Origin of the sequence: Caulobacter sp. ErkDOM-E, from assembly GCF_048541895.1 — a bacterium.
Lineage (GTDB): Bacteria > Pseudomonadota > Alphaproteobacteria > Caulobacterales > Caulobacteraceae > Caulobacter.
Genome location: NZ_CP183331.1, coordinates 3,342,122 through 3,361,813, shown reverse-complemented (window position 1 = coordinate 3,361,813; position 19,692 = coordinate 3,342,122). Strand labels below are relative to the sequence as shown.

16 protein-coding genes are annotated in these 19,692 nt (G+C 67.3%); 10 read left to right on the top strand and 6 right to left on the bottom strand.

The genetic code is table 11. From position 1 onward, the window contains the following. Window positions 1-128: 128 nt before the first annotated feature. A complete protein-coding gene (locus ACN2C7_RS16465; protein WP_419318335.1) occupies window positions 129-1,106 on the bottom strand; it encodes a threonine ammonia-lyase in 978 nt (325 codons plus the stop codon). Between the two features lie 268 nt (window positions 1,107-1,374). Here ACN2C7_RS16465 and ACN2C7_RS16460 point away from each other — a divergent pair, with 268 nt between their 5' ends. From ACN2C7_RS16460 to ACN2C7_RS16440, 5 genes are all read left to right on the top strand, one after another. Next, window positions 1,375-1,983 (top strand): acyloxyacyl hydrolase, encoded by a 609-nt coding sequence (locus ACN2C7_RS16460; protein WP_419318333.1) that lies wholly within the window; start codon window positions 1,375-1,377, stop codon window positions 1,981-1,983. A gap of 123 nt (window positions 1,984-2,106) precedes the next feature. Next, window positions 2,107-3,393, top strand: coding sequence for an adenylosuccinate synthase (locus ACN2C7_RS16455; RefSeq protein WP_419318331.1), 1,287 nt, complete (start codon window positions 2,107-2,109; stop codon window positions 3,391-3,393). A gap of 136 nt (window positions 3,394-3,529) precedes the next feature. Beyond that, window positions 3,530-5,212, top strand: a complete 1,683-nt coding sequence (locus ACN2C7_RS16450) for an ATP-binding protein (protein ID WP_419318329.1) — start codon at window positions 3,530-3,532, stop codon at window positions 5,210-5,212. Between the two features lie 86 nt (window positions 5,213-5,298). Continuing rightward, on the top strand, window positions 5,299-6,438 hold the full coding sequence (locus ACN2C7_RS16445; RefSeq protein WP_419318327.1) for a hypothetical protein: 1,140 nt from the start codon (window positions 5,299-5,301) through the stop codon (window positions 6,436-6,438). Window positions 6,439-6,528: 90 nt separating this feature from the next. After that, on the top strand, window positions 6,529-7,338 hold the full coding sequence (locus tag ACN2C7_RS16440) for a response regulator (RefSeq protein WP_419318325.1): 810 nt from the start codon (window positions 6,529-6,531) through the stop codon (window positions 7,336-7,338). Between the two features lie 138 nt (window positions 7,339-7,476). Here the strand turns inward: ACN2C7_RS16440 and ACN2C7_RS16435 are convergent, their stop codons facing one another. Both ACN2C7_RS16435 and ACN2C7_RS16430 read right to left on the bottom strand, forming a co-directional pair. Next, window positions 7,477-9,732, bottom strand: a complete 2,256-nt coding sequence (locus ACN2C7_RS16435) for a TonB-dependent receptor plug domain-containing protein (RefSeq protein ID WP_419318323.1) — start codon at window positions 9,730-9,732, stop codon at window positions 7,477-7,479. A 155-nt stretch (window positions 9,733-9,887) separates the two neighbouring features. Further along, window positions 9,888-10,607 carry an alpha/beta fold hydrolase gene (locus tag ACN2C7_RS16430; RefSeq protein ID WP_419318321.1) on the bottom strand — a complete coding sequence of 240 codons (720 nt, stop codon included), beginning with the start codon at window positions 10,605-10,607 and terminating at the stop codon, window positions 9,888-9,890. A 348-nt stretch (window positions 10,608-10,955) separates the two neighbouring features. Between ACN2C7_RS16430 and ACN2C7_RS16425 the strand changes: the two genes are divergently transcribed. After that, the gene (locus ACN2C7_RS16425; RefSeq protein ID WP_419318319.1) at window positions 10,956-12,884 is read left to right on the top strand and encodes a TonB-dependent receptor domain-containing protein; all 1,929 of its coding nucleotides are present in this window, start codon (window positions 10,956-10,958) and stop codon (window positions 12,882-12,884) included. A 90-nt stretch (window positions 12,885-12,974) separates the two neighbouring features. Here the strand turns inward: ACN2C7_RS16425 and rpoH are convergent, their stop codons facing one another. Continuing rightward, window positions 12,975-13,862, bottom strand: coding sequence for an RNA polymerase sigma factor RpoH (gene rpoH, locus ACN2C7_RS16420; RefSeq protein ID WP_419318317.1), 888 nt, complete (start codon window positions 13,860-13,862; stop codon window positions 12,975-12,977). 211 nt (window positions 13,863-14,073) lie between these two features. Here rpoH and ACN2C7_RS16415 point away from each other — a divergent pair, with 211 nt between their 5' ends. The 4 genes from ACN2C7_RS16415 to ACN2C7_RS16400 all read left to right on the top strand — a co-directional run bounded on the left by ACN2C7_RS16415 (window position 14,074) and on the right by ACN2C7_RS16400 (window position 18,055). Further along, window positions 14,074-14,436: a phage holin family protein gene (locus ACN2C7_RS16415; RefSeq protein ID WP_419318315.1), complete on the top strand. Its 363-nt coding sequence runs from the start codon at window positions 14,074-14,076 to the stop codon at window positions 14,434-14,436. Window positions 14,437-14,538: 102 nt separating this feature from the next. Further along, window positions 14,539-15,069, top strand: a complete 531-nt coding sequence (locus tag ACN2C7_RS16410) for a VOC family protein (protein WP_419318313.1) — start codon at window positions 14,539-14,541, stop codon at window positions 15,067-15,069. Between the two features lies 1 nt (window position 15,070). Next, the gene (locus ACN2C7_RS16405) at window positions 15,071-15,721 is read left to right on the top strand and encodes a carboxymuconolactone decarboxylase family protein (protein ID WP_419318311.1); all 651 of its coding nucleotides are present in this window, start codon (window positions 15,071-15,073) and stop codon (window positions 15,719-15,721) included. A gap of 120 nt (window positions 15,722-15,841) precedes the next feature. Further along, on the top strand, window positions 15,842-18,055 hold the full coding sequence (locus ACN2C7_RS16400) for a putative bifunctional diguanylate cyclase/phosphodiesterase (RefSeq protein WP_419318309.1): 2,214 nt from the start codon (window positions 15,842-15,844) through the stop codon (window positions 18,053-18,055). A 194-nt stretch (window positions 18,056-18,249) separates the two neighbouring features. Here the strand turns inward: ACN2C7_RS16400 and ACN2C7_RS16395 are convergent, their stop codons facing one another. Together ACN2C7_RS16395 and ACN2C7_RS16390 are read right to left on the bottom strand one after the other, a co-directional pair. Further along, on the bottom strand, window positions 18,250-19,275 hold the full coding sequence (locus ACN2C7_RS16395; RefSeq protein WP_419318307.1) for a beta-eliminating lyase-related protein: 1,026 nt from the start codon (window positions 19,273-19,275) through the stop codon (window positions 18,250-18,252). After that, entirely contained in the window at window positions 19,275-19,682 is a 408-nt protein-coding gene (locus ACN2C7_RS16390; RefSeq protein ID WP_419318305.1) for a GFA family protein, read from the bottom strand. The genes ACN2C7_RS16395 and ACN2C7_RS16390 overlap by 1 nt, the downstream gene beginning before the upstream one ends. Window positions 19,683-19,692 lie beyond the last annotated feature (10 nt).

Genomic DNA, 19,692 nt, shown 5'->3' with positions numbered 1-19,692 from the left:
TTTCTCGTCCCCAACCTTATGCTTGTCATCCCGGGCGTAGCGCAGCGAAGACCCGGGACCGCAACAGGCTCAGAGCTTGCGGCGGTCCCGGCTCGGCGCGCTTCGCGCTTGGCCGGGATGACAACTTTTCAGATCTCGCCCGCCAACACCCGCGCAAACAAGCCCGGATCGACATTGCCGCCCGAAAGAACGATCGCGCTGGTCTTTCCCGCCACCTCGACCTTGCCCGCCAGCGCCGCCGCCAGGGCCACGCAGCCGCCCGGCTCGACCACCAGCTTCAGCACCGAGAAGGCGTAGCGCATGGCCTCGGCGACCTCGGCGTCGGTGACCGCGACAATGCCGGTCAGGGTCCGCTGGTTGATCGCAAAGGTCAGTTCGCCGGGGACTGGGGTCAGCAGGGCGTCGCAGATCGAGCGGGCGTTCGGATCGATGGTCTCGCGCTGGCCCGACAGCAGCGAGCGGCGGGTCTCGTCGAAGCCGGCCGGCTCGACGCCCCAGATGTCGGTGGCGGGCGACAGGGCGCGGACGGCGGTGCTGGTTCCGGCGATCAGACCGCCGCCGCCGACGCAGCACAGCAGCACGTCCAGCGAAGCGCCGCGCGCCGTGGCCTGCTCGACGATCTCGACGCCCAGCGTGCCTTGCCCGGCGATGATGTGCGGATCGTCATAGGAGGGCACGACCACGCAGCCGCGCTGGGCCGCGATTTCGTCGGCGATCGCCACACGGTCTTCAGTGAAACGGTCATAGAAGCGGATCTCGGCGCCGAAGCCGCGCGTGCCCGCGACCTTCACCGCCGGCGAGTCGGACGGCATGACGATCAGGGCCGGGCAGCCGACCAGCTGGGCCGCCAGGGCCACGCCCTGGGCGTGGTTGCCTGACGAAAAGGCCACGACGCCGCGCTTTTTCTCGTCATCGGTCAGCTGGCTGAGGCGGTTATAGGCCCCGCGAAACTTGAAGGCCCCGGCCCTTTGCAGGGTCTCGGGCTTGAGCAGCACCCGGCCGCCCAGGCGCTCATTGAGGGCCGGGCTCTCGATCAGCGGGGTCTCGACGGCCTGGCCTTTCAGGCGGGCGGCGGCGGCCTGGATGTCGGAAAGTGTGATGGTCATGGTGGAGGTTTAGGACGAGGACGGCGGAATTTGAAGACGACCCCAAAATTCCGCTCTCCCCGGCGAACGCCGGGGCCCAGATTCATCAGGGGTGTCTGGGGATGATGCGCCTTCTGATCAAGCCAAGTGCGACAACCGCTCAGGGTTCGATCTGGACCCCGGCGTTCGCCGGGGAGAGCGGGAAAAGGAAGCGCATCGAAACCCTTTGCGAGCTTCGCCGTTCAAGCCATAACCAGCGCCGGGTTTGGGCTGCTCAGGGATGTCCAGAATGAAGACCGTACTGTTCGCCGCCGCCGCTGTCGCGGTGCTGGGTTTTGCCGCGCCCGCGCTCGCTGGCGAAGTGTTTGTCGGCGCCTACAAGCATGATGTCACCTTCATCGGTGAGGCCGTGGGCCTGGGCGCCGCCGGGCGCGAGGACGGGGTCGACATCCATCTGGGCTATCGCACCGACCGCATCGAAAGCCTGACCTGGCTGGGCAAGCCGCAGGTCCACACCTTCGTGTCGATCAACAGCGAGAACACCTCCAACTTCGTCGCGGTAGGCTTTGACTGGAAGCTGGATCTGGGCCAGCCGGGCGGCTTCTATCTGCGCCCTGGGATTGGCTTGGCCTATACCGATGGCGAGGCGGGCCTGCCGCCGGCCAACGCCCCGAACCTGACGCCCGAAGAGCGCGCCCGCCGCACCAACCTCTACTACACCCGCATCGATTTCGGCTCGAAGGTGCTGTTCGAGCCCGAGATCGCCCTGGGCTACAAGTTCAACGACAGCTGGTCGGGCGAGCTGTCCTACACCCACCTGTCGAACGGCCAGATCTTCCATCAGGGCAAGAACCAGGGGCTTGACGACGTGGGGGTTCGGCTGGTCTACGCCTTCTGACTTCGCGAGGCGCCGGCTCGGCCGCGTCTCCGTCGCCGCCCAAAATCGAATAAACGTCTGCGGCCGAGTCCTGTCGAAGGGCCGCTGGACGTCACCGGGCAGGTGACAAGGCATATCTCTACCATGGCCAATGTGACCGTCGTCGGCGCCCAGTGGGGCGATGAAGGCAAGGGCAAGATCGTCGACTGGCTGTCCAACCGGGCAGACATCGTCGTGCGCTTCCAGGGCGGCCACAATGCCGGCCACACGCTGGTGGTCGACGGCAAGGTCTACAAGCTGGCCCTGCTGCCGTCTGGCGTCGTGCAGGGCAAGCTCTCGGTGATCGGCAACGGCGTGGTCGTCGATCCCTGGCACCTGCTGTCGGAGATCGCCAAGATCGCCGAGCAGGGCGTGATCATCGGCCCCGACCTGCTGGTGCTGGCCGACAACGCCACCCTGATCCTGCCGCTGCACAAGGACCTGGACCAGGGCCGTGAAGCCGCCTCCAGCCAGAAGATCGGCACCACCGGTCGCGGCATCGGCCCGGCCTATGAGGACAAGGTCGGCCGCCGCGCCATCCGGGTCGCCGACCTGGCCGATCCAGAAGCCCTGAAGCCCAAGATCGAGCGCCTGCTCAGCCACCATGGCGCCCTGCGCCGGGGCCTTGGCCTGCCCGAGGCCGACGGCGCGGCGCTGTTCGATCAGCTGATGGAGATCGCGCCGCAGATCCTGGCCTATGCCCAGCCGGCCTGGCGCCTGCTGGACCAGGCCCACAAGGCCGGCAAGCGCATCCTGTTTGAAGGCGCCCAGGGCGCCCTGCTGGACGTCGACCACGGCACCTATCCGTTCGTGACCTCGTCCAACACCGTCGCCGGCCAGGCCGCCGCCGGTTCGGGCATGGGTCCCAAGGGGCCGGGCTACGTACTGGGCATCGTCAAGGCCTACACCACCCGCGTCGGCGAGGGGCCTTTCGCCTGCGAGCTGGACGACGAAGTCGGCAAGCACCTGTCGACGGTGGGCCGTGAGGTCGGGGTCAATACCGGCCGTGCCCGCCGCTGCGGCTGGTTCGATGCGGTGCTGGTCCGCCAGTCGGTGGCCATCAACGGCATCGACGGCATCGCCCTGACCAAGCTGGACGTGCTGGACGGCCTCAAGACCCTGAAGATCTGCGTCGGCTACAAGATCGGCGACCGCGAGCTCGACTATCTGCCGGCCGGCATGCGCGATCAGGCCGCCGCCGTGCCGATCTATGAAGAGATGGAAGGCTGGAGCGAAAGCACCGTCGGCGCCCGCTCGTTCAAGGACCTCAACGCCAACGCCATCAAGTATGTGCGCCGGGTCGAGGAACTGATCGGCGCTCCGGTGGCCCTGCTGTCGACCAGCCCGGAACGGGACGACACCATCCTGATGCGCGACCCGTTCCAGGGGTAGGGCGCCGGCCAAGGTTGAGCTTAAAGGTTCCTGAAACCCGTTATGACCTAGCTTGATGCCACTAGGCGTTGCGAGGGTATGGACCTTGGGTCTGCGTGAGTTCCTGAATGACGGCCTAAACGGCGCGGCGCTCGAGATGAGTCGGCGCAGCGCCTCGGCCCGTCTGGCGGCGACAGTCCTGGCCGGCGGCCTGCTGGCTTTTCACTTCGGCGCCATGGCCTGCCTGGCCTGGCTGGCGGTGATCGGCGTCCTGGAAGGGCTTCTGCGGATCCTGCAGCGCTATGTCACGGCGCAGCCGCTGCACCTGGTCGTGCCGTTGCGGCTGGGAATCCCGGCGGCCTACAGCATAGCCTGGGCGACCATGGCGGGTCTGAGCTGGGCCCACGGTCCGCCAAGCATGAAGTTTGCGGCCATTCTCTTCCTGTTCGGCCTAATGCTTGACGCCTTGAAGTATTCGGCGATCAGCCGTTCGGTCCTGTTGGCCATGGCTCCGCCGCCCTTTATCGCCTTGACGGTCGCCCCCCTGCTGGCCGGCGGCTTCAGAGCCTGGGATCTGGTGGTTGTGGCCATCACCCTGGTCGCCCTGCTGGCCTATTTTCTGGATACGTCGCGCCGGATGCGCGCCAATGCTGTGGCGCTGGAGAAGGCCCAGGCCCAGGCGACCGAGGCCAGCCGGGCCAAGTCAGCCTTTGTGGCCATGATGAGCCATGAGCTGCGCACGCCGATGAACGGCGTGCTGGGTCTGGCCCATGCCCTGGGCTCCACCCGGCTGGATGCCCGGCAGGCCGACTATCTCGAGATGATCATCCAGTCCGGCGACGGTCTGATGACCATTCTCAACGACATTCTGGATCTGTCGAAGGTCGAGGCGGGCAAACTGGAACTGGAGGCCGAGCCGTTTGAAATTCGCCGCCTGGCCAGTCAGATCCATCTGGTCTGGAGCCAGACCGCCCAGCTCAAGGGCCTGGCCCTGACGCTTGACGTCGCGCCCGAGACACCGACGTGGCTGCTGGGGGATCCGTTGCGGGTTCGGCAGATCCTGCTGAACCTGGTCTCCAATGCGCTGAAGTTCACCGAGGCGGGACGCGTGGAGATCCGCATCGCCCCGGGCGAGGCCGGGGGCGTTGATATGGTTGTTGCCGATACGGGCGTCGGCCTCAACGACGAGCAGCAGGTCAGTCTGTTCAGTCCCTTCAGCCAGGGCGATCGTTCGACGGCGCGACGGTTCGGCGGAACGGGCCTGGGCCTGGCCATCAGCCGACACCTCGCCCAGTTGATGGGCGGCGAGATCACCGTGACCAGCGCGCCGGGACAGGGTTCGACGTTTCGGGTGCATCTGGCGCTGACCCCGGCCCAGGCGCCCGCCGCCCTTGAACCCGTCGGACCCTTGCTCACCCTTGAAGGGGCCCGGGTGCTGGTCGTCGACGACAATCAGGTCAACCAGGCCGTGGCCCGGGCCATACTGGAAGCGGTGGGCATTGTCATCGAGACCGCCAGTGATGGCCGTCAGGCCCTGGAACGCTTGCGGATCGAGGATTTCGACGTCGTGCTGATGGATGTCCACATGCCCGAAATGGATGGGGTCGAGGCCGTGCGGCGCATTCGGGCCGGCGAGGGCGGCCGGCGCGACATTCCGATCCTGGCCCTGACCGCCGACGCCATGGCCGGAGAGGCCGAGCGCCTGCTGGCTCAAGGCTTTGACGACGCCCATCCCAAGCCGATCCAGCCGGCCGGTCTGCTGGCGGCCGTGGCGCGGATGAGCCGGTACCCGGCTGAGTCCGGAGGTCAGACCGGGTCGGTGCATTTGGCCCCGGTCTGAATTTTCTGACCAAGTATAGCCGCTCAATTAGCGAAACCTTAGCTCCGGAGCTCTAGAGCCAATAGGGTCTCCAGAGGGTCCTGTTCTTGTCAGTGCGTCGAAAACTCAAGCCGGTGCGCAGCAATGACCGGGTGACCCGCAGCCTGCGGGCGCTGGAGCGGACGGCCTCGACCAGTCGTGTGCTGAACCTGCTGGCCATCCAGGCCGACAGCGGGGGGCGCGCCGACTACGCCGAGCACCCGCTGTTTCGCAACCGGATCCTCAACACCGCCCTGATCCTCAAGCACCGCCTGCGCAGCGACGACATCTTCCTGTTCGACGAAGCCCAGGCGACGGCGACCAAGATCATCATCCCCTTCGACCGCAGCGATCTGGGCCTGGGCGGCCAGTCGTTCTTCGTGGGGCAGCGCGGCTGGGTCGATCTGCTGCAGGAAGCCTGCAACGACACCACCGACATGGTCCGCGACATCGCCACCCTGCGCATGATCGACATGCTGCCGTCGCTGGACCCCTTTTTGTTGCGCGAGCATCTGCGCCGCCACGGCATGACCGTCGCAGCCTGCTATTTCGCCCTCTCGGCGGCCGATCTGGAGCAGATGCAGGGCTTCGTCAGCCAGGAGATCTCGCGCCTGATCGATCTGGCGTATCGCGACACGGGCCGCTTCTCCGGCGCTCATGCGGCGCGGCTGGTCGAGGCCCTGCTGTCGACCGATGTCGACGAACGCCTTGAGCCGCTGCGCGAGACCCTGGTGCTGGAGGGCGAGAGCTTCAAGGAAGGCGTCTTCAGCTGGAAGGGCTTCCTCTATTACAAATGGATGCTGAGCCGGCTTTGGCCCCAGTTGGCGACCGTGAGCGCCGAGATCGGCCAGTTGGTCATCCCCGGGGCGCGTGACCCCGAGACCGCTCGCTATCTGGATGAGGCCCGCAAGCGCCTGCAGGCCAGCGTGATGCTCGAGCGTCAGGCCGTGCAGCGCACGCTGAAAGTCTATGACGACGCCTTCGAGGATCTGATCGAGAACGGCAGGCCGCAGGCTTTCCGCGCCTTCCTGCTGAGCGCGCCCGAACTGTTCCTGTCGCTGGGCGAAAAGGTCGGGGTGATCTCGCACATCGCCAGCTACTGGCGCTATCGCTTTCCGGCCGGGAGCGTGCCGACCGCCCAGGTCGACGAAGCCATCGATATATTCCAGGACTTCGAGGGCGGACTCAGTGTTTCCCTGACCAACTGACCTGACGTCGTCGTGCGCCTTATCAAGGTGATTTTTACGAACTGACGTTAAGGTTGGGGCATAGTCGCCCTTTGAGGAGCCGAGTACCCGGTGTTTGACGGCAATAACCGCACCCTTCAGCGTGTCGCCGCCAAGATTCAGCGGGTGCTGGTCGTTGACCCCAATCCGGCGACGGCGAGGCTGCTGGCTGACCAGTTGAGGCAGCTGGGCAATGTGCAGATCTATCCCGCCGTCACCGCCGAGAAGGGCTATGCGATGGCCCGCACGGTCGATCCGCAGCTGATCTTCGTCGAGCACGCCAGCGCCGGGATCGACGGACTGATGCTGACCCGCAAGATCCGTCGCAGCGAACTGGTCTGCCGCGAGGCGCCGGTCATCATGTGCACCGCCGAGGCGACCGCCGAGGCGATCTTCGGGGCCCGCGACGCCGGGGTTCACGAATTCATGCGCAAGCCGTTCACGATCGGCGATCTGGAGCGCCGCCTCGAGGCAGTGACCCTCAAGCCGCGCGACTGGATCGAGGGTGTGGGCTATGTCGGCCCCGATCGCCGCCGCTTCAACTCGGCCGAATACAAGGGCCCGCGCAAGCGCAAGGCCGACGCCGCCGGCACGATCGCCGCGCGACTGTCCCAGGCGCTGCGCATCGTCCGCTCGGCCGCCGGGGCGCTGGACAGCGATCCCATGCAGGCCCGCCGCGCCCTGGCCGCCCAGGCGGTGGAGCTGCGCAAGGTCGGCGAGGCCGTCAAGGAGCCCCGCCTGGTCGCGGCCGCCGAGGCGCTGGACGACTGCATGAAGAGCGAGGCCCCTGGGGCTGAGGCTCGCGTCGCCCTGCTGGCGCGCATCGACTCGCTGATGGGCTTTATGGCTGCGGACGACGACGGGGGCCGGGGGGCGGCCTAAGCGCTCTTGCGGTCGCCGCCACTTGCCCCCTAGGGGCTGCTGACCGGTCAGGAGCGGGCGGGCCCGAGCCTGCCGACCACAAAAAAGGGCGGCGTCCTCGCGGACGCCGCCCTTCTTCGTTTCCGGAAAGTCTTCCGTCTAGAACGCCATGCGGGCGATCAGTTGGAAGACCGGACCGGCCTCTTCGCTCTCCAGCTCGTATTCGTCAAAGTCTCGCGACACTTGATCAGCGGTGCTGCCAAACTTGTTGAAGACCTCTTCCTTCTTGGCGTTCAGCAGGTTGGACCCGGTCAGACGGACCGTGAACTTGTCGCCAAAGCGCTTTTCCACAAACAGCTCCAGGTCGGCGCCGTAGGTGGTGGTGACCTCTTCGCCGATGATCCGGCCATAGGCCTCGCCCTGCTTGCGATAGGTGGCCCCGAAGGCGCCCCCGAAGGTGGGCAGGTCCTGGATGAAGCCGACGTTCAGCACATAGTCCGACTGGTCGTTGAACTTGCGGCTGCCGAAGGTGTCGTCGATGTCGCTGTCCAGCCAGGAGTAGTTGAAGAACACCCCGGTGTTCTCCAGGCCGAAGGCGGTCAGCGGGGTGGAGAGGTCGAACTCGATCCCCATCACCGTGCCGTCGCCGACGTTCTGGGTCTGCAGCAGCCGAGCCGGCGCGCCGGCCGAGCCCGTGCCGATGCTGGTCAGCTCGATCAGGTCGGTCACGTCGCGATAGAAGACGTTGACGCCGGCGACGCCGCGCGAACCCAGGCGGTGCTCATAGCCGACATCCAGGCCCCAGGCCGTTTCCGGCTTCAGGTTGGGATTGCCGATATAGTCGTTGTCGCCGAACTCTTCTTCCAGGGTGACCGGCGAGATCTGGTCGAAGCCCGGGCGACGGACCGTGCGGGCCACCGAGGCGCTGATGCGGTCCTTGCTGGTCAGGCTCCACTTCAGGTGGGCCGAGGGCAGCAGGATGGCGTAGTCGGTCGAGGTGGAGCGCAGGGCGGGGGCGACCGTTTCGTCCTGGATGTCGACGTCGGTGGTTTCGTAACGGACGCCGGCTTGCCACTTCACGTCGCCGGCCTTGCCCGAGAGCATGACATAGGGGTCGAGGCGGGTTTCCTTGATGGCGCTGTCGCCGCCCGGGGCCGGAACATAGGGCTTGTCGGCGGGCGGGGTGGCGGACGGCAGGCTGTAGCGGTTACGCGGGATCTCGGTGATCAGCGTATCGCGGTCCTTCTGCTGGTACTGGACGCCGAACTCCGCATCGAAGCCGGCCAGAGCGCGCTTGTGCTCCAGCTTGGCGGTGAATTCCTTGTCTTTCAGCTCGGTCTTGGCCTTGTCGCCGGTGAAGCGGTCGCCATCCGGGAACGGGATGGCGTCGCGCAGATATTCGATCTCGTTCTCGAACTCATACTGGCTGTCGGTGAACACCGAATAGCCCAGCTTGACGGCCGTCTCGCCGCCCAGCATCTCGCGCTTGAACTTGCCGTTGACCGACCAGTTGTCGGTCTGGATGTCGACGTTGTTGTCATTGACGGTCAGCAGGTCGGCGATCTGCTCGCGGCCGCCGCGATACTCCAGCGAGTCCTCGTCGGCCAGGCGATCGGTGCGGACATAGAAGCCGCTCAGGTCCAGCTCGCCGCCGGCCAGGGGCGTGCGGTAGTTGGCGTTGAACGAATAGTCGGTGCCGTTGCGGACGTCCGACTGCAGTTCGGTGTTGTTCAGAGCCGCGCCGGGCGCATCATAGCGCCAGCTGGTCTTTTCCTTGGGGTTGCGGCGGCCCTGGATGTTGGCGCCGACCAGCAGGCGGCCGGGGCCGACCTCGCCGCCCCACACCGCGCCCAGCGTCTCGCGCAGGCGGCCGTCATTGAGGTAGATGCCGCCGGCCCGGATGAAGCCGCCGTCCAGGGCATAGGCGTCGCGCAGCACGATGTTCAGGGCGCCGGCCATGGCGTCGCCGCTGCGATTGGCCGAGGCGGAGCGCACCACTTCGATGCGCTCGATCATCTCGGCGGGAATGCGGTCGACGAAGAACGAGCGGTCGGCGCCGGCGCCGGGCACCTTTTCGCCGTTGATCAGGATCTGGGTGTAGGCCGCGTCCAGGCCGCGCAGGCGCGCGCCGTCCGATTCCAGCACGTCCGACAGGAAGGTGACGCTGGGCACGCGCTTGAGCGCATCGCCGGCGGTCAGGGGTTCGAAGCGCTGGAAGTAGTCCAGGCCATACTCCAGCACCGGGGCGGTCTGCTCGGAGCGGTTGCGATAGGCGATCTGGGCCTGGACGACGATTTCCGAGGCGGTCACCGGCGCATCTGCGGTGGCGATCGGGGCGTCTTCGGCGGCCGAAGTCGCAGCGGCGATGGCCAGGGGCGCGAGCGCCGCCAAGGCGAACAGCATGGTCTTTTTCATCGATAAATCCCCCATCCAGCGCCCAGGCTTCTGGCCCGCGCGCCGCTTGATTTCACGGGGCAGGGCATAGTTTCGCCGGGAACCGACCGCCAGTGATGTTTGATTGACGGTTTTGTCTCAAATTTGTGGCGGTACAGGGAAGATCCGTGCTCTGACTATCGGGGGCCAGAAGGGCGTTCCAGCCAATGGCGCAAGGCTCCACTGACCGCGCCGGGGGTCTCCATCGGGGTCATGTGACCGGCCTTGGGGATGACCAGCAGGTGCGAGCAACCGATGTCGCGGGCCATCTGGCGGTGACCGGAAGCCGGGGTGATGGCGTCATTTTCGCCACAGATGATCAGCATCGGGCAGCGCAGGGCCCGCAGCGCCGCCTCGCCGTCTTCGCGCGGCAGGCTGTTCTGGCGGATGAACACCTCGCGACCCAGGCGCAGGGTCATGGCGGTGATCCGCCCCGTCAGCTCGACGTCCGACAGGCGGGAGGGGTCGATATAGCTCTTCAGGATCGCGTGGCTGATGCCCAGAAACTCCCCCGGCTTGCGGGCGGCCTCGGTCAGGGCCTGGCGTCGTGTGGCGCGCTCGGGCGGGTCGACGCGGATCGAGGTGTCCAGCAGGGCCAGGCGCGCGATGCGCTGGGGCGCGATCCGGGCGATCTCCTGGGCCACATAACCGCCCATCGAAAACCCGGCCAGGGCGAAGGTCGGCTCGGCCTCTGCCAGCACCGTCTCGGCCAGCTCGCGAAGGGTCTCGCCGCGCGTCAGGTCGGGGACGTGCGGGCGGGCCACATCGGCGAGGCCGCTGATCTGGTCGCGCCACAGCTCGGCGTCGTTCAGCAGGCCGGGCAGCAGGATGAGCTGGGGGAGGGCGGCGGCGGTCATCGACCGGTCATAGCATCATGCCCCGCCGTCTTTCCTCTTCCAAAGCAGGCGGGCCTCTCCCAAAGCAGGCTGGCCTCTCCCAAAGCGGGCGGGGCCCGGGCCTTGCCAAGCCTTTGCCGATCTTGCATCAGTGATGTTATATCGTAACGTCATGTGACTGAATCGACCCGGAATGCCCCGAGCGCCGACTTCTCGCCTGTCTGTTTCGCCCTTCACGGTCGGTGACGTCTGGATGCTCGCGCTGGCTCCTGGCGGCTCCTTCGACGGGATGTCCGCCAATCGCGATCCGACGGGTGGAAACGCCTGGTCGGTCCGTCGTCACTCCCCCAAAGCCTGAGTAAAAGATCGATGCGTTTCCTGAAGCTGGCTCCCGTGCGGGTCGTTCTGGCCGCTTGCGCCCTCGGCGCGCCGGGAGAGGCGCTGGCCCAGAGGGTCAATGACAACGCCGTGGCCGGCGCCGAGGACGCCTTCGGCGCCAGCATCGGCAATGAGCGGGTGGGCCTCTACAGCAGCAGCGAGGTTCGGGGCTTCTCGCCGATCACGGCGGGCAACATCCGGATGGAGGGGCTGTATATGGACCGTCCGGCCTCGTTCACCGACCGGCTGGTCGAGAGCAATGTGGTGCGTGTGGGCCTGGCCGCCCAGAACTATCTGTTTCCCGCGCCGACGGGCATCGTCGACTACCGCATTCGTCCGGCGGGCGATCGGCGTGTGGTCAGCCTGGTGGCTGGCTATGGGCCCATGGGCGGCGGGCGGATCGAGATCGACAGCCAGATCCCGTTGAGCGACACCCTCAGCCTGGTCGCCGGCGTCGCGGGCTTCGACGACGAGTTCGCCAGCGGGGCGGACGCGGTCTACGGCTCCTACGCCCTGGCCGCGCGCTGGCGGCCGATGGACAAGGTGCTGGTCCTGCCGTTCTGGAGCCGGGTTGATACCTGGGATCGCGAGGCCACGGCTCTCCATGTCGCCGCGCCTGGCGTCCTGCCCGAGTCCGTCGCCCGTCGTCGCTATGCGGGACCGGCCTGGGCCGACTATCGAAACATCGCGACGAACGCCGGCGTTCTGACCCGCGCGGCGCTGCCGGGCGGTTTCGATCTCGCGGTCGGGCTGTTCCGGTCGGTGAACGACACGCGCGAGAACCATGCCCTGGTGCTGACCAATGTTCAGGCCGACGGGTCGGCCCTGCGACGGATCAGCCGCGATCCGCGCCAGAAGCTGGCCTCGACCAGCGGGGAGATCCGGCTCAGCCGCGCGCTGGTGAGGGGTGATTGGGCGCACGCCCTTCACGCGTCCCTGCGCGGCCGCCAGCGGGAAAGCCTCTATGGCGGCGGGGCCAGTCTGAACCTGGGCGCAACCCATGTCGAAGATCGCGTCGACATCGTCGAGCCCGTGTTTGCCCTGAGCACGCGGACGCGGGACGAGGTCGAGCAATGGACGGGCGGGCTGGCCTATGATCTGCGCTGGCGCCGACGCGGGTCCCTGAGCCTGGGCCTGCAGCGGGCCGACTATCGCAAGACCGTCCAGCGCCCTGACCGCGACCGCGCCGTGGCCCATGACCCGGCCTGGCTCTACAACGCCGCCGCCTCGTGGACCGTGACGCCGCGCCTGGCGCTTTACGGCAGCGTGACCCGAGGCCTGGAAGAGAGCGGCGTCGCGCCCGACAGCGCGGCCAATCGCACCCAGGCCCTGCCGGCGATCATCACCGACCAGTGGGACGCGGGCGTGCGCTGGGTGCTGCCGCGTAATCTGCGCATGGTGGCGGGCGGCTTCCAGGTGCGTAAGCCCTACTTCGCGGCCGACGACGCCAACGTCTTTCGCGAGATGGGATCGGTGCGCCATCGCGGCGTCGAGGTCAGCCTGACCGGTTCGCCTGTCGAAGGCCTGTCGGTGGTGGCCGGGGCGGTGCTGATGCGGCCGCGCGTCACCGGCGCGCCGGTGCGGGAAGGGCGGATCGGCCGCGAGCCGGTTGGCCAGACCCAGCGGGTGCTGACCCTCAGCGGAACCTGGGCCCTGCCCGTCGAGGGGCTGGCGTTCACCTTCGCGGCCAACAACCACGGCCGCCGCGCCGCTGACCAGTCGAACCGGACCCATACGCCGGCGGCGACGATCCTGGACGCCGGCCTGCGCTACCGCTTCGACATCGGCGACAAGCCGGCCCTGCTGCGCGCCCAGGTGACCAATCTTGCCGACACCTTCGACTGGAAGGTGATCAGCAGCGGCGCCTTCGAGGTCAACGCCCCCCGGACGGCGACGGTATTCCTGACCGTCGACTTCTAGGGACCGGCAAACGGGGCCAACAAAAAAGGGAGCGCAGCGGCGCTCCCTTGATCGTCATCGTCGCCCCGAGACCGGAGCGTCGTGGTCGCTTCAGGCTTCGACCATGTTCTTGGCGATGGCCGCCTCGCGCATGCTCTTCTGAAGCTTTTCGAAGGCGCGGACCTCGATCTGGCGAACCCGTTCGCGGCTGACGCCGTAATGGGTGGCCAGGTCTTCCAGGGTGGTGGGGTCGTCCTTCAGCCGGCGCTCGGTCAGGATGTGACGTTCGCGGTCGGTCAGTTCGACCATGGCTTCCTGGAGGAGGCCCATGCGCAGGGACTTCTCTTCGTTCTCGGCGACGACGGTCTCCTGGCTGACCTGGTTGTCGTCGGCCAGCCAGTCCTGCCACTCGCTCTCGCTGTCCGAACGCAGCGGGGCGTTCAGCGAGGCGTCGGGGCCCGACAGGCGGCGGTTCATCGAGATGACCTCGCTGTCCAGCACGCCCAGCTTGGTGGCGATGGCGCTGACCTGGTCGGGACGCAGGTCGCCGTCCTGGAAGGCCTCGATCTGGCTCTTGGCCTTGCGCAGGTTGAAGAACAGCTTCTTCTGCGCGGCGGTCGTGCCCATCTTCACCAGCGACCACGAGCGCAGGATGTATTCCTGGATCGAGGCGCGGATCCACCACATGGCGTAGGTGGCCAGGCGGAAGCCCTTGTCGGGCTCGAATTTCTTCACCGCCTGCATCAGGCCCACATTGCCTTCGGAGATCACTTCGCCGATCGGCAGGCCGTAGCCGCGATAGCCCATGGCGATCTTGGCCACCAGACGCAGGTGGCTGGTGACCATCTTGTGGGCGGCTTCGGAGTCCTGATGCTCTTTCCAGCGCTGGGCGAGCATGAACTCCTCGTCCTTGGGCAGCATCGGGAACTTGCGGATCTCGGTGAGATAGCGCGACAGGCCGCCGTCAGGCGACATCACCGACAAAGAGCTAACGGCCATACGAATTACTATCCCCTTGGGCTGACGGATCGCCCGCCTTATCCCCTCACAACAGGTGAGATAGGAAGCGGTTGCGGCCAAGTTAAGCCCGGTAACGCATTTGTAATGTCCGAGCGCGGGGCTCGGGTATTGAACGCCCCAACCCTGACCTTGAATCAGGGCGCCTTCGCGGCGATCTTCGGGGGGAAAGTTTGCGCAAAGGTAAGTCGGGATGTTCCGTTTTGTTTTTCGGGTGTTGTTCGCGGCCCTGGGCCTGTGGCTGGCGGATCGCCTGCTGGGCGGGATCTCGGCCGACGGCTGGCCGACCCTGATCCTGGCCGGCCTGCTGCTGGGGCTGGTCAATGCGGTGGTCAAGCCGGTGGTGGTGCTGCTGACCTTCCCGATCACCATCCTCAGCCTTGGCCTGTTCCTGTTTGTGGTGAACGCCGCCATGCTGGGCCTGGTGGCCTGGCTGCTGGACGGGCTGGTGGTCAACGGCCTGATGTCCGGCATCCTGGGCTCGATCATCGTCGGCGTGGTCAGCTGGGCCGGTCAGGTGATGATCGGCGATAGCAAGGGCCGCGACGAAGCCTGAGGGGCTACCCAAACGGAAAGCTGCCCCGCGCGCCCAACTTGATCTAACCTTCCTGAACAGACGCGGCGGCCATGGGACCGCTGCGCGGGAGGAGCGCTCACGATGAGCATTGCCGGCGTCAACCATCTGGCCCTGGTCTGCCGCGACATGGCGGAGACCACCCGGTTCTACACCCAGGTCCTGGGCATGCCCCTGGTCAAGACCGTGCAGCTGCCGGACGGCGGCCAGCACTTCTTCTTCGACTGTGGCGGCGGCTCCAGCCTGGCCTTCTTCTGGTGGGCCGACGGGCCGCCGGCCGCGCCGGGGATCGCGTCGGTCAAGGCCTTCCCGCAGGAGCCGCGCACCGCCGTGGGCTCGATGAACCACATCGCCTTTTCCGTGCCCGAAGACGAGCTTGAGACCTGGCGCCAGCGCCTGGTCGACGCCGGGGTCGAGACCTTCCCGATGGTGGTCAATCACGACGACAGCGAGATGGGCGTGGCCCACAGGAACCACGACGGCGTCTTCGTGCGCTCGGTCTATTTCACCGACCCCAACGGCATCATGATGGAGCTGGCCGCCTTCACCCGGCCGTTCACGCCCGCCGATGTGCGCCACGAACCGGGCTCGGCCCGCGTTCCGGCGGAGGCCTGAGATGCCGCGCCTGCGCGAGGTTCCCCGCGCCGAGGTCACCGATCCCAAGGTCCTGGCCCTGTACGACCAGCTGTTCGGCGCCCGCGACCCGGTGGCCCAGCCCGGCACCGCCACCGGCACGCGCGGCGACTGGTGGACGGTCTTTGCCAACAGCCCCGATGTGCTGATGCACGCCGCGCGCGGCTTTGGCCTGTATCGCGACCCGGCCCGCAAGATCGATCCGGTGCTGCGGGAACTGGCCCAGACCCGGGCCGGCTGGACGCGGGGCAGCCAGTTCGTGTTCTCCCAGCACTGCAAGTCGCTGCGGGGTCTGGGCGTTGGTGAAGACAAGATCGCCGCCGTGCCGGCCTGGCAGGTCTCCGACGTGTTCGACGCCAGGGAGCGCGCGGTGCTGGCCTATGCCGACGCCCTGGTGCTGGACGGCGGGCGGGTGGCCGACGGGGTGTTCGAAGCCCTGAGGGCCTTTCTGGACGACGAGCAGATCCTGGAGCTGACCTACATCACCTGTCTCTACGAGATGCACGCCGTGATGAGCCGGGCCCTGCGGCTGGAGTTTGACGATCGTCCCGAGGCGGTGGTCGAGGTCGCCGCGCCGACAGGCTTTGCGGCGCGGGATTTCATGGATACGGGGACGGCGGACAAGTCACGGTAAATGCCGCCGCAAACACTGTGACGCCGGCATGAAGTTTTCGCGAAACAAGGCCCTAAAGTACCCAAATTAGGGCGCCGTTAGCTCGGCCATGGTCCCTACGGCTCCAGTGGAGGCGTAGTCATGTTCACCTTGCGAGATACCGTTTCTTCCCTGGCCCCGGCGCGGCGCGACGATATGGGCAAGGTGCTCTACGAGCGGTTCCGCGAGGAGCCCGACACGCTGATCATTCCGGTGCTCGACGACGAGGACCGCCCGATCGGTCTTGTCGAACGCAACGCCTTCTTCCTGCGCATGGCGGCCGAATATGGCCGCGCCCTGTACGCCAACCGCCCGATCTCGGCCCTGATGGATGTCGAGCCCCTGGTGGTCGACGCCGACACCCCCCTGGCCGAGTTCACCAGCGACAGCCTGTCCTATCGCGCCTCCGACCTTCTGCGCGGTTTCATCGTCACCGATGGCGGCCGCTATCTGGGCGTGGGCACGGTTCTGGCCCTGCTGCAGGCCGCCAACGAGATCAACCGCCGGGGCGTGGTGGAGCTGGCTGCCGCCAAGGCCGACGCCGAGCGCGCCCAGACCTTCATGACCGCCGTGGTCGAGGCCATGCCCTCGATGGTCTTCGTCAAGCGGGCCGACGATCACCGCTATGTGCTGCTCAACCGGGCCGGCGAGAGGACCCTGGGCTTCTCGCGCGGCGAGGTGATCGGCCGAACCGATGCCGAGTTCCACCCGGCCGAGCAAGCGGCCATCTATGTCGAGCGCGACCGCGAAGTGCTGAAGTCCGGCGAGGTGCGCATCATCGAGGAAGACCTGGTGCCGCGCAAGGATGGCTCCCTGGCCATTCTCCGCACCAAGAAGATCGCCATCAATGACGCCGACGGCCGGCCTGAATACCTGTTGGGCATCTCTGAGGACATCGCCGACCGCAAGCGCGCCGAGGCCCAGATCGCCCGCCTGGCCCACTATGATCCCCTGACCGAACTGCCCAACCGCGTGCTGTTCCAGAAGGACCTGGGCGAGGCCCTGGCCCGCCGCTCACGCACCGGCGACCAGTTGGCCGTGCACTTCATCGACCTGGACCGCTTCAAGACCGTCAACGACACCCTGGGCCATCCGCTGGGCGACGCCCTGCTGCGCATCGCCGCCGAGCGCCTGCGCGGCTGCGTGCGCGAAGGCGACACCGTGGCCCGCCTGGGCGGTGACGAGTTCGCCGTGGTCCAGACTGGTCTTACCGACCTGACCGGCGCCACGAGGCTTGCCGAGCGCGTGGTCGAGGCCATGGCCGCGCCTTTCGACCTGCAGGGCCATCAGGTGATGATCGGGGCCAGTGTCGGGGTCTCGGTCGCGCCGTCCGACGGCGACAACCCCGACGAACTGCTGAAAAAGGCCGACATGGCCTTGTATCGCGCCAAGGCCGACGGCCGTGGGGCCTTCCACTTCTTCGAGCGGGCCATGGACGAGCAGCTTCAGGCGCGCCGCGCCCTGGAACTGGACCTGCGCCGCGCCCTGGTGGCCGGCGAGTTCCAGCTCTACTACCAGCCGCTGTACCATCTGGGCGACGACCGGGTGACGGGCTGCGAGGCGCTGCTGCGCTGGAACCATCCCGATCGCGGCATGGTCTCGCCGGCCGACTTCATTCCCATCGCCGAGGAGATCGGCCTGATCGTCCAGCTGGGCGAATGGGTGCTGCGCGAGGCCTGCGCCGAGGCCGCCACCTGGCCCGACCATGTGCGGCTGGCGGTCAATCTGTCGCCGGCCCAGTTCCGCGACCGCGCCCTTGTGCGCACCGTGATCTCGGCCCTGGCGGTGTCAGGTCTGTCGGCCGAGCGGCTGGAACTGGAGATCACCGAGTCGGTGCTGCTGCAGGACAACGCCGCCAACATGACCATGCTGCATGACCTCAAGGCCCTGGGCGTGCGCATCTCGATGGACGATTTCGGCACGGGCTACAGCTCGCTCAGCTATCTGCGCAGTTTCCCGTTCGACAAGATCAAGATCGACCAGACCTTCGTCCGCGACATCCTGGAAGACAGCGACGCCATGGCCATCATCAAGGCCGTGCTCGACCTGGGCGCCAGCCTGGGCATCGTCACCACGGCCGAGGGCGTCGAAACCGTCGAGCAGCTCAACGCCCTGCGCGATCAGGGCTGCGCCGAGATCCAGGGCTATTTCATCAGCCGGCCCGCGCCGGCCAGCGAGATCGCGCGCATGCTGGGCGTCGAGGCGCGCGATCTGCGCGCGCCGGCAGGTCGCCAAGCCGTGCTGACCTTCGCTCACAAGGAGGCTCCGGCCGTGAAGCCGCGCGCCAAGAGCGGCGTGCGAAGGGCGAAAGCCTAGACGCCTCCAAGCGTGTTGATCGACAGCTGACGATCATTTGAAACCGCTCTCCCCGGCGAAGGCCGGGGCCCAGATTCAGCCTGAGCGTCTGGGGATGATACGCCTTCTGACCCAGCCAGAAAAACTCCTGCTCCGGGTTCGATCTGGGCCCCGGCCTTCGCCGGGGAGAGCGGGTCGTGGGTTCTCGGCCGGGTCTAAGCCACCCGCTTCAAGGCCGCGCCCAGATCCTCGACCATCTCCGGCGTCGTGGCCCAGGAGCACATGAAGCGGGCCGTGCCGTCCAGGAAGCGATAGACGAACCAGCCCTCGCCGCGCAGGCGCTCAAGCGCCGGCTCGTCCATGTCGACAAAGACGCCGTTGGCCTCGACCGGATGGCGGACAGGGAAGGGCATCAGCGCCGCCAGCTTGCGGGCCATGGCGTTGGCGTGGGCCGCCCGCGCCGCCCAGGGTCCGCCGTCAGCGCCTTCACCCAGCAGGCCCAGCCACGGGGCGGCCAGGAACCGGCCCTTGCTGACCAGCTGGCCGGCGTGCTTGAGCCGGGCGTCCAGCCGCCGGGCGTGATCGGGATTGAGGAACACCACGGCCTCGGTCGGGGTCGAGCCGGCCTTGGTGCCGCCCATGACCAGAATGTCGACGCCCATCTTCGCCACCGACTTCAGGTCAAAGCCCGCCGCCACGGCATTGGCCAGCCGCGCGCCGTCCAGATGGACGCCATAGCCCCTGGCCTTCACCGGCGCGATCAGCGACCGCAGGTGAGCCTCGTCATAGACCGTGCCGTACTCGGTGGCGGTGGTCAGGGACAGGGCGGCGGCTGGCTGGTTGTAGGACACCTCGGGCCGGGCCAGGGCCGTCTCCAGCGCCGCAAGCGCGATCCGCCCCGAGGCGCCGGCCAGGCCGATCAGGCCGACGCCCTGGCCGAAGAAACCGGGCGCGCCGGTTTCGTCGGTGCAGATGTGAGCATGCTCGTGGGCCAGCACCGCCTCGTGCGGCTGGGCCAGAACCGTCAGGGCAAAGGCGTTGGCCGCCGTGCCCGAGGCCGTGAACCGCACCTGGGCGTCGGCGTCCAGCAGGGCGCGGATGCGGTCGGCGGCGGCGGCGCTGACATGGTCGGTCCCATAGCCCGAGGCCGTGCCCGCATTGGCGGCGATCAGCGCCTCCATCACCTCGGGCATGGCGCCCGCGACATTGTCGGAAGCGAAGTCGTAGCGGGCTGTTGTCATCAGAACGGCGGATTCTCTGGAAAGCCGGGCGTGGCGGGGTCAATGACATGCCACGGCGGCGCCGAGCTGGTCCAGATGCGCACGCCAGGCTTGAGATCGGCGGAGTCGTCCAGCCCGCCCAGTTTCACGGCCAGGAACGGCGCGCCGATGTCCGACAGCAGGGGCGTGCCGCAGTCGGGGCAGAAGACGCGTCCGACGGTGGCGCCGCTGCCGCCCGGCCGGTCATAGCGTTTGGGCGCGCCCTCCACGAACCGCACGCTGTCGCGCGGCGCCATGGCGATGAAGTTGGGGCCGCCGCCCGAGGCGTACTGGCAGTCCCTGCAGTGGCAGACGGCGACGCCCATGAACTCGGCGTCGATCTCGTAGCGAATGGCGCCGCACAGGCAGCCGCCGGTCTTGAGAGTCATCAGAGGTCTC